Source organism: Marinobacter mobilis (assembly GCF_900106945.1).
Classification (GTDB): domain Bacteria; phylum Pseudomonadota; class Gammaproteobacteria; order Pseudomonadales; family Oleiphilaceae; genus Marinobacter; species Marinobacter mobilis.
In genome coordinates, this window is record NZ_FNNE01000010.1 from 172,627 (window position 1) to 192,498 (window position 19,872).

16 protein-coding genes are annotated in these 19,872 nt (G+C 60.2%); 4 read left to right on the top strand and 12 right to left on the bottom strand.

Annotated elements, in window-relative coordinates:
* Complete coding sequence (locus tag BLV11_RS15735) at positions 1-600, bottom strand: pyridoxamine 5'-phosphate oxidase family protein (RefSeq protein WP_091812317.1); 600 nt, start codon at positions 598-600, stop codon at positions 1-3.
* A 98-nt stretch (positions 601-698) separates the two neighbouring features.
* Here BLV11_RS15735 and pdxR point away from each other — a divergent pair, with 98 nt between their 5' ends.
* From pdxR to BLV11_RS15750, 3 genes are all read left to right on the top strand, one after another.
* On the top strand, positions 699-2,141 hold the full coding sequence (pdxR, locus tag BLV11_RS15740; RefSeq protein ID WP_091812318.1) for a MocR-like pyridoxine biosynthesis transcription factor PdxR: 1,443 nt from the start codon (positions 699-701) through the stop codon (positions 2,139-2,141).
* 172 nt (positions 2,142-2,313) lie between these two features.
* Positions 2,314-3,483 carry a sterol desaturase family protein gene (locus tag BLV11_RS15745; protein WP_091812319.1) on the top strand — a complete coding sequence of 390 codons (1,170 nt, stop codon included), beginning with the start codon at positions 2,314-2,316 and terminating at the stop codon, positions 3,481-3,483.
* 88 nt (positions 3,484-3,571) lie between these two features.
* Positions 3,572-4,828: an OmpP1/FadL family transporter gene (locus BLV11_RS15750; protein ID WP_091812320.1), complete on the top strand. Its 1,257-nt coding sequence runs from the start codon at positions 3,572-3,574 to the stop codon at positions 4,826-4,828.
* Positions 4,829-4,870: 42 nt separating this feature from the next.
* On the opposite strand, the gene BLV11_RS15755 is transcribed toward BLV11_RS15750, so the two are convergent.
* From BLV11_RS15755 to BLV11_RS15770, 4 genes are all read right to left on the bottom strand, one after another.
* Positions 4,871-5,722, bottom strand: a complete 852-nt coding sequence (locus BLV11_RS15755; protein ID WP_091812321.1) for a universal stress protein — start codon at positions 5,720-5,722, stop codon at positions 4,871-4,873.
* Complete coding sequence (locus BLV11_RS15760; protein WP_091812322.1) at positions 5,715-8,120, bottom strand: Lon protease family protein; 2,406 nt, start codon at positions 8,118-8,120, stop codon at positions 5,715-5,717. The genes BLV11_RS15755 and BLV11_RS15760 overlap by 8 nt, the downstream gene beginning before the upstream one ends.
* A 94-nt stretch (positions 8,121-8,214) precedes the next feature.
* Positions 8,215-8,442 carry a hypothetical protein gene (locus BLV11_RS15765; RefSeq protein WP_091812574.1) on the bottom strand — a complete coding sequence of 76 codons (228 nt, stop codon included), beginning with the start codon at positions 8,440-8,442 and terminating at the stop codon, positions 8,215-8,217.
* The gene (locus tag BLV11_RS15770) at positions 8,429-8,827 is read right to left on the bottom strand and encodes a TonB-dependent receptor (RefSeq protein ID WP_091812323.1); all 399 of its coding nucleotides are present in this window, start codon (positions 8,825-8,827) and stop codon (positions 8,429-8,431) included. The genes BLV11_RS15765 and BLV11_RS15770 overlap by 14 nt, the downstream gene beginning before the upstream one ends.
* A 332-nt stretch (positions 8,828-9,159) precedes the next feature.
* Between BLV11_RS15770 and BLV11_RS15775 the strand changes: the two genes are divergently transcribed.
* Positions 9,160-10,686, top strand: a complete 1,527-nt coding sequence (locus BLV11_RS15775) for a sensor domain-containing diguanylate cyclase (RefSeq protein ID WP_091812324.1) — start codon at positions 9,160-9,162, stop codon at positions 10,684-10,686.
* A gap of 1 nt (position 10,687) precedes the next feature.
* Here BLV11_RS15775 and BLV11_RS15780 read toward each other — a convergent pair whose 3' ends face one another.
* The 7 genes from BLV11_RS15780 to BLV11_RS15810 all read right to left on the bottom strand — a co-directional run bounded on the left by BLV11_RS15780 (position 10,688) and on the right by BLV11_RS15810 (position 19,814).
* The gene (locus BLV11_RS15780; RefSeq protein WP_091812325.1) at positions 10,688-11,146 is read right to left on the bottom strand and encodes an SRPBCC family protein; all 459 of its coding nucleotides are present in this window, start codon (positions 11,144-11,146) and stop codon (positions 10,688-10,690) included.
* A 177-nt stretch (positions 11,147-11,323) separates the two neighbouring features.
* Positions 11,324-13,567: an NADP-dependent isocitrate dehydrogenase gene (locus BLV11_RS15785; protein ID WP_091812326.1), complete on the bottom strand. Its 2,244-nt coding sequence runs from the start codon at positions 13,565-13,567 to the stop codon at positions 11,324-11,326.
* Positions 13,568-13,843: 276 nt separating this feature from the next.
* Complete coding sequence (locus BLV11_RS15790) at positions 13,844-15,835, bottom strand: acetoacetate--CoA ligase (RefSeq protein ID WP_091812327.1); 1,992 nt, start codon at positions 15,833-15,835, stop codon at positions 13,844-13,846.
* A gap of 25 nt (positions 15,836-15,860) precedes the next feature.
* The gene (locus tag BLV11_RS15795) at positions 15,861-16,640 is read right to left on the bottom strand and encodes a 3-hydroxybutyrate dehydrogenase (protein WP_091812328.1); all 780 of its coding nucleotides are present in this window, start codon (positions 16,638-16,640) and stop codon (positions 15,861-15,863) included.
* A 10-nt stretch (positions 16,641-16,650) separates the two neighbouring features.
* Positions 16,651-18,015 (bottom strand): TRAP transporter large permease, encoded by a 1,365-nt coding sequence (locus BLV11_RS15800; RefSeq protein ID WP_091812329.1) that lies wholly within the window; start codon positions 18,013-18,015, stop codon positions 16,651-16,653.
* Positions 18,015-18,632 (bottom strand): TRAP transporter small permease subunit, encoded by a 618-nt coding sequence (locus tag BLV11_RS15805; protein ID WP_091812330.1) that lies wholly within the window; start codon positions 18,630-18,632, stop codon positions 18,015-18,017. The genes BLV11_RS15800 and BLV11_RS15805 overlap by 1 nt, the downstream gene beginning before the upstream one ends.
* A 129-nt stretch (positions 18,633-18,761) precedes the next feature.
* Positions 18,762-19,814, bottom strand: a complete 1,053-nt coding sequence (locus tag BLV11_RS15810; protein WP_091812331.1) for a TRAP transporter substrate-binding protein — start codon at positions 19,812-19,814, stop codon at positions 18,762-18,764.
* Positions 19,815-19,872: the final 58 nt, after the last annotated feature.

Sequence of the window (19,872 nt, forward strand, 5' to 3'; positions counted from 1 at the left end):
TCAGCCGGCGGACACAGTGCCATGCCACACCGGCAGCGCCAGATCCTCCGGCTCTTCGTTGGGGCCACCGGTGCGACTCTTGAAGGCCCCTTCCGCTATCGGAATGCGGAACAGGGCGGTCGCCTTGCGTTCTTTAGCATTAGGGGTGCGAACCTGATCCCAGCGGCCGGGCTCCAGCTGGTTAATCATCGCCGCGAAAGCCGCGTCGAATTCATCCGCGGCCGTTACCGCTTCCGCTTTACCGAACAGCACCAGCGACTGGTAGTTCGCACTGTGGTGAAAGGCCGATTTGCTCATTACCCATTCGTCGGTCACCGCAAAGGACAGGCACAGCGGTATGCCTGCGGCCAGCCGTTTCGACAGTCGCCCCCCGTTGAGCACATGGATATAGAGATTGTCATGCAACCGCCAGGCGGTGATGGGAATGATCCTTGGCTCTCCCTCTTCCACAAACGCCAGATGGGCAGTTTTCAGCCGGTCAATCAGTGCATAGGCGGGCGCACGGTCATAGCTGGCCCGCTTCGGTGCGCGTTTGACCCGGCTTCTCGGGCAGCAGGTGAGGGCAGATTCCAGAGGCGGTAGGGTTTCAGGGGACGACATCAGAAGCTCCTTTTTTCGTCGTTGGGAGCCCTATTAGAATTCGCATCTGATACCATAAAAAGATCCAGATTATAACTTATCATGGGACCAGTTAATCAATGACCCCCGTCATCGACGACCTGTCACTGGACGGCCCGGCCCCCTTGCAACAGCAACTCTACCGGCAACTGTCCCAGCGTATTCTTCAGCAGCGCTACCTTCCCGGCCGCCAGCTGCCATCCAGTCGCCAGCTGGCCGCTGACCTCGGCGTCAGCCGCAATACCGTCAACGCGGTCTACGACCAACTCAAGGCCGAGGGCTTCCTTCGCAGCCAGGCCGGCAAGGGCATCTTCGTGCACGAGGACATTGAGCCCCACCGCCTCGCCTTTGAACGCGGCGCAACTTCCCGGCCGGTCGGCGCCGGACCGGGCATGCTGCCATCACTCCCACGCCCGGTGGGGCCGTTCCGGCGCGGCGATGACGATGCCAATCTGCCGTTCAATCCCGGCCTGCCGGACCTGGACGCGTTCCCCATCCGCAGCTGGAACCGGCTGCTCCATCACCAGGAAAGCCGCACCCAGCTGTTAGGCTACAGTGACCTGCAGGGTTACCCGCCTCTGCGCAAGGCCATTGCCGAGTACGTGCGGGTTTCCCGCGGTGTGCGTTGCCACCACGATCAGGTGATTGTGACCCAGGGAGCCCAACAGGGGCTGGCGCTGATTGGCGACGTGTTTCTGCGCCCGGGGGACCGGGTACTGAGCGAAGACCCGGGCTATCGCGGCGCCCGATATGCGCTGGGCCGGCAGGGACATACCCTGGTGCCGGTGCCGCTCAGGCGTGAGGTGCTGGATATCGACGCCCTGGGTGACATAGGCCCGGCCCGGTTGTTGTACTGCACCCCCACCCACCAGTACCCCATGGGGGGCATTCTCGATATTTCCCAGCGCATGGCCCTGGTGCAATGGGCGCAGCAAAACCAGACCTGGATCATCGAGGACGACTACGACAGCGAGTTCCATTTCTGCAACAAACCCTTCGCCGCCATTCAGGGCCTGTTCGACCAGGCTCCGGTGCTGTATGTCGGCAGCTTCAGCAAGACGCTGCTGCCGGCACTTAGGGTCGGTTATCTGGTGGTTCCCGAACCGCTGGTGGATCATTTCGTCTGGGCCAAACGCATCAGCGGTGGCGAAAGCCCGCTCCTGAGTCAGGCGGTGATTGCCGAGTTCATCGACAGTGGCCAGTTCACCCGTCACCTGCGGCGTATGCGTCAGCTCTACCGCGATAAATGGCAATATTTCCAGGCTCGGGTCAGCGAGACACTGGCCGGGCAGGTCACCCCGGTGGCCGAAAGCGCCGGGATGCACCAGGTGCTGGAGGGATCGTTCAACGATGGCGAGGTAAGCCGGAAACTGCGTCAGCGAGGGTATGGTAGCGCGCCCCTGAGCGACCATTTTATTGGCACCGCCAGACGCCAGGGGCTGGTCATGGGGTTCGCCAGTGCCAGTGAACGTGAAATCGACGGCTGCATTGCCGCCCTGGCACAGTTGCTGCCTGCCGGCTAGAGCACGGCGGTGACCAGCACCGAGACGGCGCTCAAGGTATCACTTTTCAATACCTGACAGCCGGCCAGCTGATACTTTATGCTTGACGGGTTTCAGGCCACCGGATGTGTGCTTGAATGCAACCACCCATTAACACCACCAACCGGTCTCCGCCATCAGGGAAGCAGGCATCATGAGCAGAACACTGAGGAAGCATTACGAAAACGTCGACCTGCAACCCGGCCAGGGCAAGGGCAGTGCAGCCCTGTCTATCGCAATCGGGTTGCTGTCCCTGCTGGGCGCCTTCTGCTTCCTCTGGCCGGAATTGTTCACGACACCGGATTTCCGGGGCTTCTACGACAGCCAGGTTCTGAAAACGATGTTGCAGGCCAGCATCGCAATCGGTTTTGGCTTCGGCTTTTACTCCATCATGAAACACTCGTCGATGGGCTTCGGGCTGACCGGCATGTTGCTGGCCACAGCGGCGGCATTGCTGGGTTCGGGCCAGATCGAGGCGCCCGATATCGATACCCGTAACCTTTATGTGGGGCTGGATTACTTCATTTTGACCCTGGTGATTCTGGCACTGGTGTTCATTCCACTGGAACGCGCGTTCCCCAAGGACCCGCACCAGAAGGTCCTGCGCAAGGGCTGGATCACCGACCTCAAGTATTTCATGGTCAGCCACCTGGGTATTCAGCTGATCAGCTTTTTCACCATTATTCCGATTCAGGTTTACCTTCACCAGGCCTCGACCTGGGATCTACAGCAATGGGTCGCTGCTCAGCCGCTCTGGCTGCAGTTCATCGAAATTCTGCTGGTGGTCGATTTCGGCACCTACTGGATTCACCGCGCCATGCATGAAATACCCGCGCTATGGAAAATTCATGCGGTTCATCACTCCACCGAACAGATGGACTGGCTGGCCTCCTCCCGCCTGCACGTGCTGGAAATTCTCGCCAACCGCTTCGCCGGCTATCTGCCGATCTTCATCCTCGGCTTTGCGCCGTCTGCGGTGTACGCCTATCTGGTGTTTGTTTCGTTCCACGCCATTTTCATTCACGCCAATGTCCGCTTCCGCTTTCCGCTGCTGCGCTGGCTGATCGCTACGCCGGAATTCCATCACTGGCATCACTCCTCGGAAGACGCTGCCGTGGATCGCAACTACGCAGGTTTTCTGCCCATCTACGACGTTCTGTTTGGTACCACCTACATGCCATCGACCCTGGCCAATCGTTACGGCACCCGTTCAAACGATGTCCCGGAGGGGATCGTGGGCCAGTTCCTGTACCCGTTCCGCCACTGGCTGGGAAAAAAACCTGACCCGGCACAGGCGGGGGTTCAGACCCGGGCTCAAGAATAAGCATATCCAAATTAATTACTTTAGGTTCTAGCCCCTTTTGTGTATAAGATCGCGGCATATTTTTGCCAAAAATGAACAGAGGTTCACGATGTTCCAGCGACACCTTCTCGCCTTCGGCCTGCTGGCCCTGACGCCAGTATCCGCACTGGCTACCAACGGCTATTTCCAGCACGGTTACGGCACCATCAGCGCTGGCATGGCCGGCACCGGTACTGCCTTTTCCCAGGACAGCATCGCCGCGGCCACCAACCCGGCCGGTATGGCGTTTGTGGGCAGCCGCATGGATCTTGGTCTGGAGGTGTTTTCGCCACGTCGTGAGTACACCGTCGAGGGCGGCAACCCTGCGCCTCCGGCTGGCACCTTCTATCTGCAACCGGGTACCTACGAGAGTCACCGAAACGGCTTCCTCATTCCCCATTTCGGATACAACCGCCAGGTTTCTGACACCACGTCCCTGGGACTGACCATCTACGCCAACGGCGGCATGAATACGGAATATCCCGACACCAACGGCGGGCCTTTCTATGGCGGCCATACCGGGGTCAATCTGGAGCAGGTGTTCATCGCACCGACCTGGTCATGGAAATTTGCGGACAACCAGGCCATCGGCTTTTCACCGGTCATTGCCTACCAGCGTTTTGAAGCAAAAGGTCTGGGCAATTTTGCCGGTTTCTCTGCCGATCCCTCGGCACTGACCGACCGTGGGGTGGATGACGCCTGGGGCTATGGTTTCCAGATCGGCTGGCAGGGCGAGGTGACCGACACCCTGCGTGCCGGGGTGAGCTGGCGCTCGATCCTGGAAATGGATTCCTTCGACAAATACCAGGGCCTGTTTGCCGAACAGGGTGGTTTTGATATCCCCCAGCTGTTCAATGCCGGTATCGCCTGGTCAGGCCTGGAAAATCAGTGGTGGCTGCTGGAAGCCCAGCACCTTCGCTATGATGAAATCAACAGCATTGGCAATCCGCTGCTGCCAAACCTGATGACCGCACGCCTGGGGGATGAAAATGGTGCCGGCTTTGGCTGGAACGCCTCTACCGTCGTCAAGCTTGGCTGGCAGTGGCAACAGAACGACAGCCAGATCTGGCGGGCCGGTGTCAGTTACGGCGAGCAGCCAATCCCCGATTCGGAAGTGCTGTTCAACATCCTCGCGCCTGGCGTTCAGGAATGGCATTTCACTGGCGGCTTCACCCGTCAGTTCAGCCAGCAGCTGGAAGTTTCCGGCGCCCTGTTCTATTCACCACGCAAGAGCGTCACGGGGCCGAACCCGCTGGGGCCCGGTCAGGACATCGAGATATCCATGTACCAGATCGGCGCCATGGCCTCCCTGGGCTGGTCGTTCTGAGTCCGGTTCCCCCCGCCACCCGTTAACGGTGGCGTCCTCCGGTTACGGGGTCACCGTAACCGGAAGGTTCAGGGCCAGCAGCAATGGCTCGATGCCCGGCTGACAAAACAGTGCCGACTGACGGCTGATGACCAGCTGGGAAGCCCCTTCCTCCCGCAACACCCGAGCCACCGTGGCTGCCCCCATCGACGCCAGCTGACGCAGCCGACAGCCTTTGCCAAATACCGCCGTTGCCGCCTTGAGATCAGCCAGTTTCGAGGCCGTCAGGCCATCACCGGCCGGTACCACCACCGTGACCGGTTGCTGGCGATGCCGGCAAACCGACTGGGCCGCGAGCAGGGCCCGCTCGTTGGCATCGTCATGGTCGTTAAGCAGTACCACCACCCGTTGCACCGGCTTGCGTGTTTCGCACCAGAGCAACACCACTCCGGGCGCCTGATGCATCAGACCGCGGGCGGTCGAGCCCAGACGCATACCAATAGCCTCCGACCAGCCGGAACGCCCCAGCACCAGAAGATCCTGCGGTCGGGCCAGCGCCAATACCTCGTCCACCACATGTCCGCGGATCACGCTGAGGTCACAGGGAAACCCCCGCTGCGCCTCCAGTTCGGTCAGTGCTGACCGCGCCCGTTCTGCCAGCCGACGCAACCGCTGTTCCAGGAGAATCCGGTCCATCGGGCGGCGCTCACCGGAGGTACCGCCAACCTCGCGGGTAAACGGATAGGCCGCGCTGCGCAGCAGATTGTCCTCCTCCACAAAGACTCCCAGCACCTCACGGCCCTCACGGCCGGCAATGTCAGCCGCTGCGGCCAGGGCCGCCCGGCTCAGGCGCGAGCCGTCGAGCAGCACCAGTATCCGCCCGGGCGGCCCCGCCGCGCCGGTCGGGCTAGCCATGGTCGTTTTCTCCGCCTGGCTCCGATGGCTTGGCCTCATCATCCTGCGCCTTGCTGATAGCCACAAACCGTGACAGTCGCTCCGCCACGGCGGCGTTGACACTGCCTTCAGGGAATACTCCGTCCGCATCCGGCGCTCCCGCCGGCAGGTCCGTCAGCAGGGCAATGGCCTGGTCGATATGGCTGATCGGGTAGATCCGGAAGCGGCCATCCGCCACGGCTTCACGTACATCCGCCCTCAACATCAGGTGCTCGACATTACTGGCCGGCAGCAGCACGCCCTGGCCATCAACCACACCGGCTTCACGACAGACATCGAAAAAGCCTTCGATTTTCTCATTGACCCCGCCTACCGCCTGCACATCACCGTGCTGGTTCATTGAACCGGTCACGGCATAGGACTGACGTAACGGAATCCGGGCGATGGCCGACAGCAGCACACAGGTTTCCGCCACGGATGCCGAGTCCCCCTCCACGCCGCCATAGGATTGCTCGAAGGCGACGCTGGCAGACAGCGACAGCTCGCCCTCGCCAGCGTATCGACTGGCCAGAAAGCGCGACAGGATCATCACTGCCTTGCTGTGGATCGGCCCACCCAGCTTGGCCTCGCGCTCGATATCCACCACCTGCCCCTTACCCGGTCGGGCAGTGGCGGAAATGCGGGTTGGCTGGCCAAAGCGCGACGCTCCCAGTTGCAGCACGGAGAGGCCATTAACCAGGGCGATGGCGTGACCTTTGGTGGCGATCATCACAATGCCCCGGGTGATCTGCTCGCGGCTGAGTTCCCGCACCCGGCTGGCGCGATACTCCCGCTCATCAATGGCCCGCTGCACGTGACTGGCATCCATTGTGTGGGCGCCTTCAGTCCCCGCCCAATGGTCGGCCTCACTGAGCAGGTCGCGAATCACCCGATCGTGGGCGGACACCTTACGCTGGTCGTCTGCCATGCGACTGCCGTGTTCGATCAGCCGCGCCACGGCGTCCCGCTGCACCGGCCGGGTGCCGAGGCTGCGGGCAATCGTGGCCACCATTCTGGCGTACAGCAGGTAACCGTCCTCGCGGCGCTCCAGGTCATCCGCGAAATCGGCCTCAACCTTGAACAGTTCCAGAAAATCGGGGTCGTAATGGGACAGCAGGTAATAGAGCATGCGATCCCCCAGCAGCACCACCTTGACCGATACCGGTATAGGCTCCGGCTGCAGGCTCACGGTGCTCATCAGTCCGTACAGCCGCTCCAGGGATTCGATACGGAGTTCGCTGGATAACAGCACCCGTTTGAGACTTTCCCAGGCCAGTGGCTGCGTCAGAATACGACGGGCGTCGATGATCAGGTAACCACCGTTGGCGCGGTGTATCGAACCTCCGCGGATCAGCGTGAAATCGGTGTACAGGGTACCCTGACGGGCATGATGTTCAATCTGGCCGGTCAGGTGCTGATGGCTCGGCAAGTCTTCGTAAACCACCGGCGCGCCCCGGGTGTCGGCGTTATCCACCAGCAGGTTGATGTCATAGCGGGCCAGCAGGGCCTTGGGGGGGCCATGCTCATTGTCACGGAACAGCTCCGCATGCTCCACCACATCTTCCTGCACCGCATCCAGATAACGAATCACCTCCGGCAGGTGTGACCAGCGCTCCCGCAATTCACCCATAGGGGCGCCGAGGGTCAGCTGCACCATTTCCTCATTGAGGGAACGCACTCGCTCCCGCACTTCCTTCCTTAGTTTGGGGATCTGCTGAATGCTTTGCTGAAGCTTCTTCTCCAGATCCTCGACCTTGCTTTCGATCAGCGTGCGCTCATCGTCGGACAGCTTCTGGTAGTCGTCAGGATCGATCACCTCACCATTACGCCGCATCGGGGCGAAGGTAAAACCGGTCGGCGTGGTGATCATGGCAATGTTGTTGTCGTTGGCTTCCTGCTGGATCGCGCTCAGCCCTTCCTGCTGATGCTGGCTGACTTCTTCCTGCAGTTCCTGCAGACGGGCCTGGTATTCCTCGCTTTCAAAGGTGGCCGGTACCGACGTCCGCAACTCACTCGCCAGATCCGCCATATCCTGCCTGAAGCTGCGCCCCTGTCCTGCAGGGAACGCCAGCACCCGGGGTTTCTCGGCCTGCTGGAAGTTCAGTACGTAACACCAGTCGGAGGGCACCGTCTGCTGCGCCGCGTGACGGGTCAGGAAGCGATTGACCAAGTCATGCTTACCCACCCCGGAAGGCCCCAGCACGAACAGGTTGAAGCCCGCTGCCGACATGCCCGCACCGAACTCCAGTGCCCTCAGTACCCGTTCCTGGCCACAGGGCAGTTCGAGATCGTCAAGGGACTCAGTGGTGGCAAACGACAACACCTCAGGCGGGCAACGATGGTAGACCTGGGCTTCCGTCAGCGGTACGGGGAGTGGCATCCCAACCTCCTGTTATGCAATCCAGCCTGATGCCGTGTGAACGGCCCTACTGGCAAGGATAGACCACATCCGACGGGAGCCCAGAGGCATCACCTTATCGACCGCTTACCCCGAGCCGGTCGAGGTAGTGCTGGAGCTCGACCTCACCGATATCGACGTATTCCAGCACCCGGCCATAGACCATGGCCGAGGGCACCGAACGACCGCCCCGTTCCTGCTGCGCTTCGTTGAGTACATAGAGGATAATACGCTCGATGCGGGTCAGGCCGTCGCGCACATCGGGCAGGTTGTTGAGCGCGGCGAGAGCGTCAGACCGATCCATGGCCATCGTGATCGCCCCGCATCGACTGAATAAACAGCACCTTCATCAACACCATCCCAACCAGCAGCATCACCGCCGACAGTGCCAGCACAGGATCAATCACCTGGGGGTCAATAAACTGACCGTAAAGCAGGAACAAACCGAGCGACATCACCGCCACACCGACCTGATGGAGGTAAAACTGAATACCCGCCAATCGCGATTCGCTGTTGGTGAGCCAGAGCTTATGGCAAAGGCCGTAGATAAAGGACACCACAAACCCGGCCAGCAGGATGTGGGCATGGGTGACGAACTGACCATGATCCTTGGTCTTCGCCATGTAAATACCCAGCATCATGCCGATAATGGCGTAGCCCAAAGCACTCAGTACAAATTTCCGGTCCATACGTTCCCCTGTCATCACATCGTTGTTAAAAGGCGGCTGGCGTTCTGTGCTGTCAGCCCGGCCCAACTCCCAGAGTTTAGCGCTTTACCGGACTTTCGGTACCTGTTCCTGACAAACGACACGCGCATCAGCCATCATGGCGTCACGATCGTCAGCCGTGCTGAAAAATGATATTGATCAACTTCTGACCTGCTTTGTGATCAAGTTCAGCAAGTGACTGCTAGTATTAAAAGCGTGTAGTAAACCTTGCCGTTAAGCCTGCAAAAGGCTTGGGAACATTAAGGATGTGTCCTCTACATGATGGTGAACAGGGACAGACATAGAAAGAGGGCATGACCTTGTCTAGATACCCATTCACCCTGTTCCCATTGGCCACCGCGCTGCTGTATTACCTGGGCGCCTATATCGGTGTCCACTTTGCCGCCCTGGAGAGTGGCATTGTCGTGTTTTGGCCACCCAATGCCATTCTCCTCGCTGCGCTGCTGTGCCGGCCGGTCAAGTCCTGGCCTCCCATTGTGCTGGCGGTAATCGTGGCGGAGGTTGCCGCGGATGTGCCCGCGTTTACCGTCACCGAAGCCGTGCTGTTCGGCATGATCAACGCGACTGAATGCATGCTGGCCGCTGCACTCATACGCTACGCCCGAGGGGGCGCAGTAGACTGGAAAGATCCCGCGGACCTGGGCGTGTTCCTGGTGACCGTATTCTTTATCGCCTCACCGCTTGCCGCTGTAGGTGGCGCATCGGTGTATACCTTCATTCTGGGCAGTGACTCTCCATTCCTGACGTCCTGGCGGCTGTGGTGGATAGGGGATGCGACCGGCCTGATCATCCTGACCCCCTGCATGCATATGATGTTCTCCCTTGCCGAGGCCCGCCCCGGGCTGAACTTGCCTGCATCAAAACAGCTCGAACTTCTGGTTGCCTGGGTGATCGGGCTGACCATCTGCTTTCTGGTATTTTCAGCCAACCTGCAATCGGAAAACTACCTCGCGCTCACCCCGTTGGCTGTACTTCTGGCCCCTGTCTGGATTGGTGTCCGCTTTAGCCCGCTGGCTAGCTCGATCCTCGCCGCGGTTGTTGCCCTTTATGCCGCATTTAGCACGGCTGCAGGCATAGGTCCCTTCATCCGCGACCAGCAGGATCAAAGTGCCTTGTTAACCCAGGAATTTACAGTTCTGTTTACCGTGCTGGTGCTCTACATTGCGGCCTTCGTTCACCAGAACCGCCGTAAATCGACTGAACTGGAACTTGCCTTGTCCGAGTTAAGGCAACTGAATGAAGCGCTTGAAGAGCGGGTACAGATGCGCACCGAAGAGCTGTCGGAGGCCAACCAGCGACTCCAGCAACTCGCCCTCACCGATGAACTGACAGGCATTTATAACCGACGCAAAATCCAGATACTGGGACAAGAGGAAGTGGAGCGCAGCCAACGAACCCAACGACCCTTTTGTATACTCCTGCTGGATCTGGACCACTTCAAACAGATCAATGACCGTTATGGCCACGACATGGGTGACCGCTGCCTGCAGGCGTTTGCCCTGGGCGTGCAGTCCGCCATACGAACCATGGACCGTTTCGGTCGCTGGGGTGGAGAGGAGTTCATTATCATTGTGCCGGAGTCCGACACCGTCGACCTGGCCCGCCTGAGTCAGAAGCTCCTCGACAGAGTCCGGACCATCGCCGTCCCCATTCAGGATGAACAATTGTCGCTCTCGGTATCCATTGGTATTGCCCAGTGGCACCACAACAGCTTCGACAAACTGCTGTCTGAAGCTGACCAGGCGTTATACCGGGCCAAAGAGCAGGGACGGGCACGGGCAGAATTCAGTACAACGGAGACAATTCCGGCACCCGACTGACTTAGCCGGACACTTCCAGCCTGGCCTTCAGATTAGTCAATGCCAGCAGCGACATCTGCCTCATCCGTGGTCGCAGCAACGGGGCCAGGAGCCGGTTCAGGCCGCGGGTTTCATAGGTCAGGGTGCGGGTGAACTCGACACCACCGGCAGACTCGCGAAAGCGGTAGTCGATCTGAAGCCAGCCCCCGGACATCCGCCCTTCGACACACCAGTGGCTGTCCGGGTTGGCGTTAAGGACGGTGTAACGGGTTTCCCGCCGAAGGGTGAACGGCAGTGGCGATAACGGCTGCAGCTCGATCACCTCATCGAAACCATCGCCTACCGACAGTTCGCTGACCGAGGCTTGCGCCGAACGGGAGTTCGGGTGCCATTCATGCCAGAGCCAGGGCTGGGTTACGTAGCGGTAGAGGGTGTTCGGGGTACAACCGATTTCGATGGTATGGCGGATTTGCTCTTGCACAGTCGCTCACTCCCAACAGCGGATCAGGGCCTTTCGCTGCCGGATAACACGCAGCGGAGACCTTGGGTGACACACTGTCTGTTTTAACCGGTTTCGCCACCATAAGCCAGAACGAAAAAACCCGGACCACCTTGCGGAGCCCGGGTTTTTGTCAGCGCGTAACCGCTGTCAGATCATTCAGGCAACAGAGGCGCGAGCCTCGGCCAGAATCCGGTTAAAGGTTTCGCTCGGCTGCATCACGCTGCTCACCAGTGCTTCAGGCGCATGGTAGTAGCCGCCGATGTCGGCCGGGTGCCCCTGGATGACACTCATTTCTTCCAGGATCTTGTCCTTATTGGCCTCAACCTGCTCGGAGATCTTGGCGAAGTAGGCCTTCAGTTCGGCATCTTCGTCCTGTTTGGCCAGCTCTTCCGCCCAGTAGCGTGCCAGGTGGAAGTGACTGCCGCGGTTGTCGAGCTCACCAGTGACACGGGACGGAGACTGGTTATTTTCCAGCAGGCGCTCGGTGGCCTTGTCCAGGGTCTGGCCCAGCAGACGGGCACGGACGTTACTTTCTTTTTCGCCCAGCTCGTCGAGGGAAACCGCGATCGCCAGGAATTCACCCAGGGAATCCCAGCGCAGGTGGTTCTCTTCCAGCAGCTGCTGCACGTGCTTGGGCGCAGATCCGCCCGCACCGGTTTCGTACAGGCCACCACCGGCCAGCAGCGGCACCACAGAGAGCATCTTGGCGCTGGTGCCCAGCTCCAGGATCGGGAACAGATCGGTGAGGTAGTCTCGCAGTACGTTACCGGTCACCGAAATGGTGTCGAGGCCACGAATCAGTCGTTCCATGGTCCAGCGAATGGCGCGTACCGGGCTCTTGATCAGGATATCCAGACCTTCGGTGTCGTGATCCTTGAGGTACAGTTCGACTTTCTTGATCAGCTCGGCGTCGTGGGCACGCTCATCGTCCAGCCAGAACAGCGCCGGCATACCGGAGGCACGGGCACGGTTAACCGCCAGCTTGACCCAGTCGCGGATCGGCAGGTCTTTGGTCTGGCAAGCTCGCCAGATATCGCCCTTCTCAACCTGATGTTCGGTCAGGGTGTTGCCGTCACCATCAACAACGCGCATCACGCCGTCTTCGGTCATCTCGAAGGTCTTGTCGTGGGAACCGTACTCTTCAGCCTTCTGGGCCATCAGGCCGACATTGGGCACGGTGCCCATGGTGGTCGGATCGAAGGCGCCGTGGGTCTTACAGAAGTTAATCACTTCCTGGTAGATGGTGGCGTAGGTGGACTCAGGCATGACCGCCTTGGTGTCCTTCAGCTTGCCATCACGGGCCCACATCTTGCCGGAATTACGAATCATCGCCGGCATGGAGGCGTCAACGATAACGTCGCTCGGCACGTGCAGGTTGGTGATCCCCTTGACGGAGTCCACCATGGCGATTTCCGGACGGTGCTCGTAGCACGCGTGCAGGTCTTCCTGAATCTGCTCCTGCTTGGATTCCGGCAGCAGCTTGATCTTCTCCATTACGCTGGAGAGACCGTTGTTGGGGTTAACGCCAATCTCGTCAAACAGGTCGCCGTACTTGTCGAACAGCTCCTTGTAAAAAATCTTCACCGCGTGGCCGAACACGATCGGATGAGAGATCTTCATCATCGTGGCCTTGACGTGCAGAGAGAACATCACGCCGGTCTTTTCGCAATCTTCGAGGACGTCTTCAAAGAACTTGCACAGCGCCTTCTTGCTCATGTACATGGCGTCCAGCACTTCACCTTCCAGCAGCGGCAGGTCGGCTTTCAGAACGGTTTTCTCACCCTTGGTGTTCTCGAACACGATCTGGGCGTTGGTGGCCTTGTCCAGGGTCAGGGACTGTTCGCTGGAGTAGAAGTCACCATCACGCATGTGCGCGACGTGGGTACGGGACGCCGGACTCCACTCACCCATGGAGTGCGGATGCTTGCGGGCAAAAGCCTTGACCGCGGCCGGGGCGCGACGGTCGGAGTTGCCTTCCCGCAGTACCGGGTTGACCGCGCTGCCGAGAACCTTGGCATAACGGGCCTTGGCTTCTGCTTCTTTCTCGGTTTCCGGGTGTTCCAGGTACTCAGGCAGATCAAAGCCCTGTGACTGCAATTCCTTGATCGCGGCGCGCAACTGCGGGATGGAGGCACTGATGTTCGGAAGCTTGATGATGTTGGCTTCCGGGTTCTTGGTGTATTCACCAAGTTCCGCCAGGGCGTCAGGTACCCGCTGATCCTCACTGAGGTAATCCGGGAAGGTCGCCAGAATCCGGGCCGCCAGCGAAATATCGCTGGTCTCGAACTCGATACCAGCGGGCTTGGCGTAGGTTTCCAGAATAGGAAGCAGCGAGCGCGTGGCTAGGGCGGGGGCCTCATCGGTGAGGGTGTACACGATCTTGGATTTTGATGCGGTCATTTTCGTCCTCTGGCTTAATGTTGGAGTTCAGGACGGTCAGGGCCAGACCGGGAGTCTTGTGAACGCTCGGTCGTGACGAAGACTGAGTACGAACTTTTCGTGGGCGTATAAAGATACCAGTTTTTTCAGTTCAATGAGTAAGATCTTAGTATAAGAACTGAATTAAGTGTCCCAAACGGCCGTGACAATGGTGTGAAATGCCGTTATTTACGGAACTTTCGGAAAAACTACGAAAACTCGGAGAGTTGCCCCGCACCGTTGCGGGGCTCACCGGGATCAGCTGGAAGGCAGCAGTGATGTTGCCGCGAGCGCGTCGCGGATCTGGTCCAGGGCCTGGGGATTGGCCAAGGCATCGCGGTTATCGCTGCGCGCGGCGCCATTGATCAGCCGTGCGACCGCGAGCTCAACCTTCTTGCCACTGCGAGTGTAAGGAATGTCGGGCACCGGGACAATATGTCGGGGCACATGACGGGGACTGGCACCTTCGCGGATACGGCTGCGCAGCCGTGCCACCAGCTCATCATCCATCTCGGCGCCATCGGCAGGCACCACCAGCAACACGACCTCGACATCGCCGTCGATCTGCCGTCCCACCACCAGGCTGTCCTTCACTGCGGGCTCCGTTTCTACCTGCCGGTAGATCTCGGCGGTGCCGATACGCACCCCGCCCGGATTCAGCGTGGCATCGGAGCGACCATAGATGATGGCACCACCGTGCGGCGTAAACTCGATAAAGTCACCGTGGGCCCAGACCGCCGGGTAGGTGTCGAAGTAGGCGTCGTGGTAACGGCTGCCATCGCTGTCATTCCAGAAAGCGACCGGCATCGATGGCAGTGGCTGGCGGCAGACCAGTTCGCCGCGACCTTCGCCCACCGGCTGACCATCCTCACCATAGGCGACGGCATCAACCCCGAGAAAACGACACTGGATCTCGCCCCGGCGCACCGGCAACAGCGGGGTCGCTCCCACGAAACAGCCACAGATGTCGGTACCACCAGCGATAGAGCCCAGCAGTGCCTTTGGGGCACCGTCGCTGTAGATCCAGTCGTAATCTTCCGGCAGCAGAGGCGAACCGGTGGAAAACACCACCCGCAGGGCACTCTGGTCCAGCGTCTTCGCCGGTGCCAGTTCGGCCTTGCGACAGCCCGCAATGAAACGCGCACTGGTGCCGTAGTGGGTAACTTTCTCCTCGGCCACGGTCTGCCACAGGGCGTTCAGATCCGGGTAACCGGGAGAACCGTCCACAGTGATCACCGCGGCACCAGTCAGCAGCGCCGAGGCCTGCCAGTTCCACATCATCCAGCCACAGGTGGTGAAATAAAGGAAACGGTCATCGGGACCGACGTCACCCTGCAGCATCAGTTCCTTGGCGTGATTGACCAGCAGGCCAGCATTGCCATGGACAATGCACTTGGGCTTGCCGGTGGTGCCGGAGGAATAGAGGATGTAGACCGGGTGATCCGGCGGCATCGGGGTAAACGACGGCGCCTGGCCTTCACCGAACGCCAGGGCATCCGCCCACGAGGTAACCAGCCCGCCGCCCAGATGCGGCTGGTCTGGCAACTGCTGCACGCTGATGACGGTTTTCAGGCTCGGCAACCTGGCGGCCAGTGCCTCGAAATCCTGCTGCCGCGGAAACACCTTGCCACCATAGCCGTAGCCATTCACCACGATCAGTGCTGACGGTTCGATCTGGCCAAAACGGTCCTGGATCGCGCCGGTGCCAAAGTCCGGCGAAGCGGAACTCCAGATCGCCCCCAGACTGGTGGCCGCCAGCATCCCCACCAGGGCCTCATAGCCATTGGTGACAATGCCCGCCACCCGGTCCCCGGCGACAATACCCTTGCTGCGCAGGAAGGCTTCCAGAGCCCCGGCGTCCTGCTTCAATTCGTGGTAGCTCCGACGCAATACCGGCCGGGTTTCGCAGTAGGCCACCACGGCTTCCCGATCGGCGTGATCACCTTCCGCCAGCCGCAGCAGGTTAGCCGCGAAATTCAGGCGCATGCCAGGAAACCATTCCGCCCCCGGCATGTCGCGCTTGCCAAGCACCCGCTCAGCGGGGGTATCACAACGCAGGCCACAGAAATCCCAGACCGCCTGCCAGAACGGCTCAAGGTTATCGATCGACCACTGGTGCAGGTCATGGTAATCGGCAAAGGGACCGTGGCCCTGATCTTCCAGCGCACGCATGAAACGGGTCATCTGGCAGTTGGCCAGCACCTCGTCGGTGGGCGTCCACACCACCGGCGACTGTTCGGTATTGCTCATTCCTCTCTCCTGTTACGCGTAGGGCCTACTGCATGTGCCAGCCATGACTGACCACCACCGACTGCCCGGTCAGGGCAGCAGACGGGAACGCGGCCAGGTGGACCGCCAGTTCTGCAACATCTTCAACGGTGGTGAACTGGCCATCCACGGTGTTCTTCAGCATGACCTTACTGATCACTTCCTGCTCGGAAATACCCAGTTCACGGGCCTGTTCCGGGATCTGCTTGTCCACCAGCGGCGTACGGACAAAACCGGGGCAGATGATGTTGCTGCGCACCCCGTGTTCCGCCCCCTCTTTCGCCACCGCCCGGCACAGCCCCAGCATGCCATGTTTGGCAGCGACATAGGGCGCCTTCAACGGCGAGGCTTCCAGCGAATGTACCGACCCCATGTACAGCATGGTGCCACCACCATTGGCGTACATCTGCTGGAGAGCGGCGCGGGTGACCAGAAAAGCCCCCCCCAGGTGCACATCGACGACTTTCTGCCAGTCGGCATAGCTCAACGTGTGGACCGGGTCGATGTGCTGGATGCCCGCATTGGCCAAGGCAATGTCGAGTTTACCCCAGGCCTCGACAATCGCCGCCACCCCCTCATTGACCGCGACTTCATCGGTGACATCCATCGCCAGGGCCATGGCGGTACCACCTTCAGCCTCAATGGCTCGGGCCGTCTCAGCCGCGGCCTGAGCATCTAGATCCGCCACCGCGACCCAGGCTCCTTCACGGGCATAGTATTCAGCAATGGCACGGCCAATGCCTCGTGCACCCCCGGTAATCAGGGCACTCCGGTTTTTCAAACGCATGGTGTTCTCCTTAATCGTACGCCACACCCGGCAGCCAGGTCGCAATTTCCGGAACCAGGAAGACAATCGCCAGGGCAACAAGCTGGATCATGATGTAGGGCATCACGCCGCGATAGATATCGGTAACCTTGATCTCCGGCGGCACCACCCCCTTGATGTAGAACAGGGCAAAGCCCACCGGCGGGGTCAGAAACGACGTCTGCAGGCACATGGCGAACAGGATGGTGAACCACACCAGATCAAATCCCAACTGCTGCACCACCGGTGCCACCAGCGGCAGCACAATGAGGGTAATCTCGACCCAGTCGAGGAAGAAGCCGAGCAGAAAGATCCCGAACAGGATGGTCAACACCACGCCGTAGGGCCCGAACGGCAGACCCAGCAGGGCTCCTTCGATGACCTCATCGCCACCGAGGCCGCGCAGCACCACCGAGAAGGCGGTCGCGCCGAGGAAGATGGCAAAAATGAACGACGCCGTTCGAGTGGTCTGGTACAGCGACGACTTCACCACCTCAAGCTTCAGGTTGCCAGCGGCAAAGGCCAGCACCATGGCACCGAGGGCACCGACACCGGAAGCCTCGGTTGGGGTCGCCACCCCGGCAAAGATCGAACCCAGCACCCCCAGGATCAGTGCCGCCGTCGGAATCACCGCCTTGAACACCTCCAGCAGCGCGCCCAGGTTGACCTTTTCCATGCCCTCCGGCACCGGTGCAATGTGCGGCTGAAACAGCGGTCGCAGCATGGCATAGGCCACATACATGGCGCCGAGCAGCAGCCCCGGCAGGAAGGCACCCATGAACAGGTCACCCACCGAGGCCTCAGGGACCGCCAGCCGGTCGGCCATCAGCACCAGCATGATGGAAGGCGGAATCAGGATGCCCAGGGTGCCAGTGGCGCAGGCAGTGCCTACGGCAAAGCCCTTGTCGTACTTGCTCTCCATCATCGCCGGCAACGACAGCATGCCCAGCAGCACCACAGAAGCACCAATGATGCCGGTGGTGGCCGCCAGCAACACACCGATCACGATCACCGTGACGGCGTAGCCACCTCGCACCGCGCCAAACAGACGTACCATCGCTTTCATCAGCCGCTCGGCAATGCCCGACTGGTCCAGCATGATGCCCATGAAGATGAACATCGGCAGCGCCACCAGGGTTTCGTTATCGACTATCCCCCAGATTCGCTCCGGCGTCAGCGCCATGGACGAGGAATAGTCAAACCACAAATCGGCGCCAAACTGTTCCACCGAGATCACCCCAATCACGGTCCAGATCACGGCGGTGCCCCCGAGAACCCAGGCCACCGGGAAGCCGGTCATCAGCAGGGCTCCAAAGGTCAGGAACATGCCGATTACATACAGGGTTTCCAACTGCATCAGGAGCCCTCCCCGGGCTGGTTATCGGTGTTAACCCGGCGAATCGGACGCGGGAACCCAAACAGCAGGGCGGTCACCCTGAGCAGGCGCGACACCGCCGCCAGGGCGATCAACGAAAAGGCAACGGCCAGAATGGCCTTCAGTACCCAGCGATTGGACAGCCCCGCCGGCGCCGGACTGGTTTCGCCGACCTGATAAGCACTGGCGGCGTAGGGCACCATTTCGTAAATGACGATGCCGAGGAACGGCAACAACAGCAGCAGGATACCCAGGAGCTCGATCCAGCCCTGGGTTCGAAGACTCAGCCGCTCATGGATAACATCAACCCGGACATGGTCATCAACCACCAGGGTGTAGGCAAGGCCCAGCAGCCAGCCTACCCCGGCCAGGTGCCACTGCAGCTCTTCCAGCAGCACCGAGCCCTGGCCAAAGGCATAGCGGCTGACTACCGCCCAGATAATAATCAGCGTTACCACCACCCACAGCCAGGAGGCCAGCTTGCCGATGCCGCTGAGCAGGCCATCGAGGTACAGGCTCAGGCGGGTGTCGGGCAACTCGGTATGGTGGTGGATGAATTCGTCGGTGTCGGACACAGACGCATGCTTGGGCACGGTCATGGAAACAACCCTCTCTCGGCATTCCCGGTTCTGGAATACCTGCAACTACAAGGTACGGATGGCCTGAGCCATCCGCTGTGGTCGGGTCACACCAGCCCAACACCGGTGTGACAGACTTGAGGCCAGGCCTCAGAGATCGCTGGGCAGATACGCGCGGCTATCCCAGACCTGGTAGGTTTCCATGAATTCCTGCTGGCTACGGTAAACCCGGGCGAAGTCGTCGTCGTTCTCCGCTTCAGACTCCAGCACCCGCTCGGTAACGGCTTTCAGCTGTTCCAGTACCTCCCGCGGAATCTGGTCAGCCTGCACACCTTCCTCCTGGAAACCGGCCAGCACAGCACCGTTCAGGTATTCACCTTCCGCCAGGCCACGGGTGGTGGCAGCGGTGCACGAGGCCTCCACCAGTGCCTTCTGGGCAGCGGTGGTTTTTTCCCACTCATCGCCGTTGATCAGCAGATACTGGGCGGTGAACTGCTGGTGCCAACCCGGAAACAGGTTGTACTTGACCACCTGCTGGAACCCGAGAATCTGGTCGATGGCAGGCATGGAGAATTCAGTGGCATCGATGGTGCCCTTCTCCAGCGCCTGATAGAGCTCGCCACCCGGCATCATGGTGACAGACGCACCAAGCTCTTCCAGCACCTTGCCACCGAGACCCGCAAAGCGGATCTTCATGCCGTCATAGTCTTCCAGGGATTCGATCTTGTCGGCATACCAACCGGCGGTTTCTGGCCCGATGATGCCGCACAGCTGGGCGTGGACATTGAAGCCCTTGTTGGCGTAGACATCCTGCAACATGTCATGGCCGCCACCGTAGTAGTACCAGCCGATATAGGCCCAGGGCTTCATACCAAACGGCACCGCAGCAAACAGGGGCACCGCCGGAACCTTGCCCTGGTCGTAGCCGATCCAGGTATACCCCGTGGGCACCTTGCCATCGGAGACCGACTGCAGAATATCGAACGGCGGCACCAGCTCACCCGGTTCATAGACACGAACCTGGATACTGCCGTCAGAGGCGGTGGTCAGGTTTTCGGCAACCCAGGCCGCTGGAGATCCGAGACCCGGCAGGTTAGTGGCGAAAGCAACCGGCATTTTCCAGCGCAGGTTATCGGCGTAGGCAGATCCGGAGGACAGGGCAATTGCTGCAGCAAGCCCGGTAACGACCTTGGCAAGTTTCATCGATAAGTCTCCCAATATGTTGTTCTTGTAGGTTGCCCGGAGGTACAGGGACCGACAG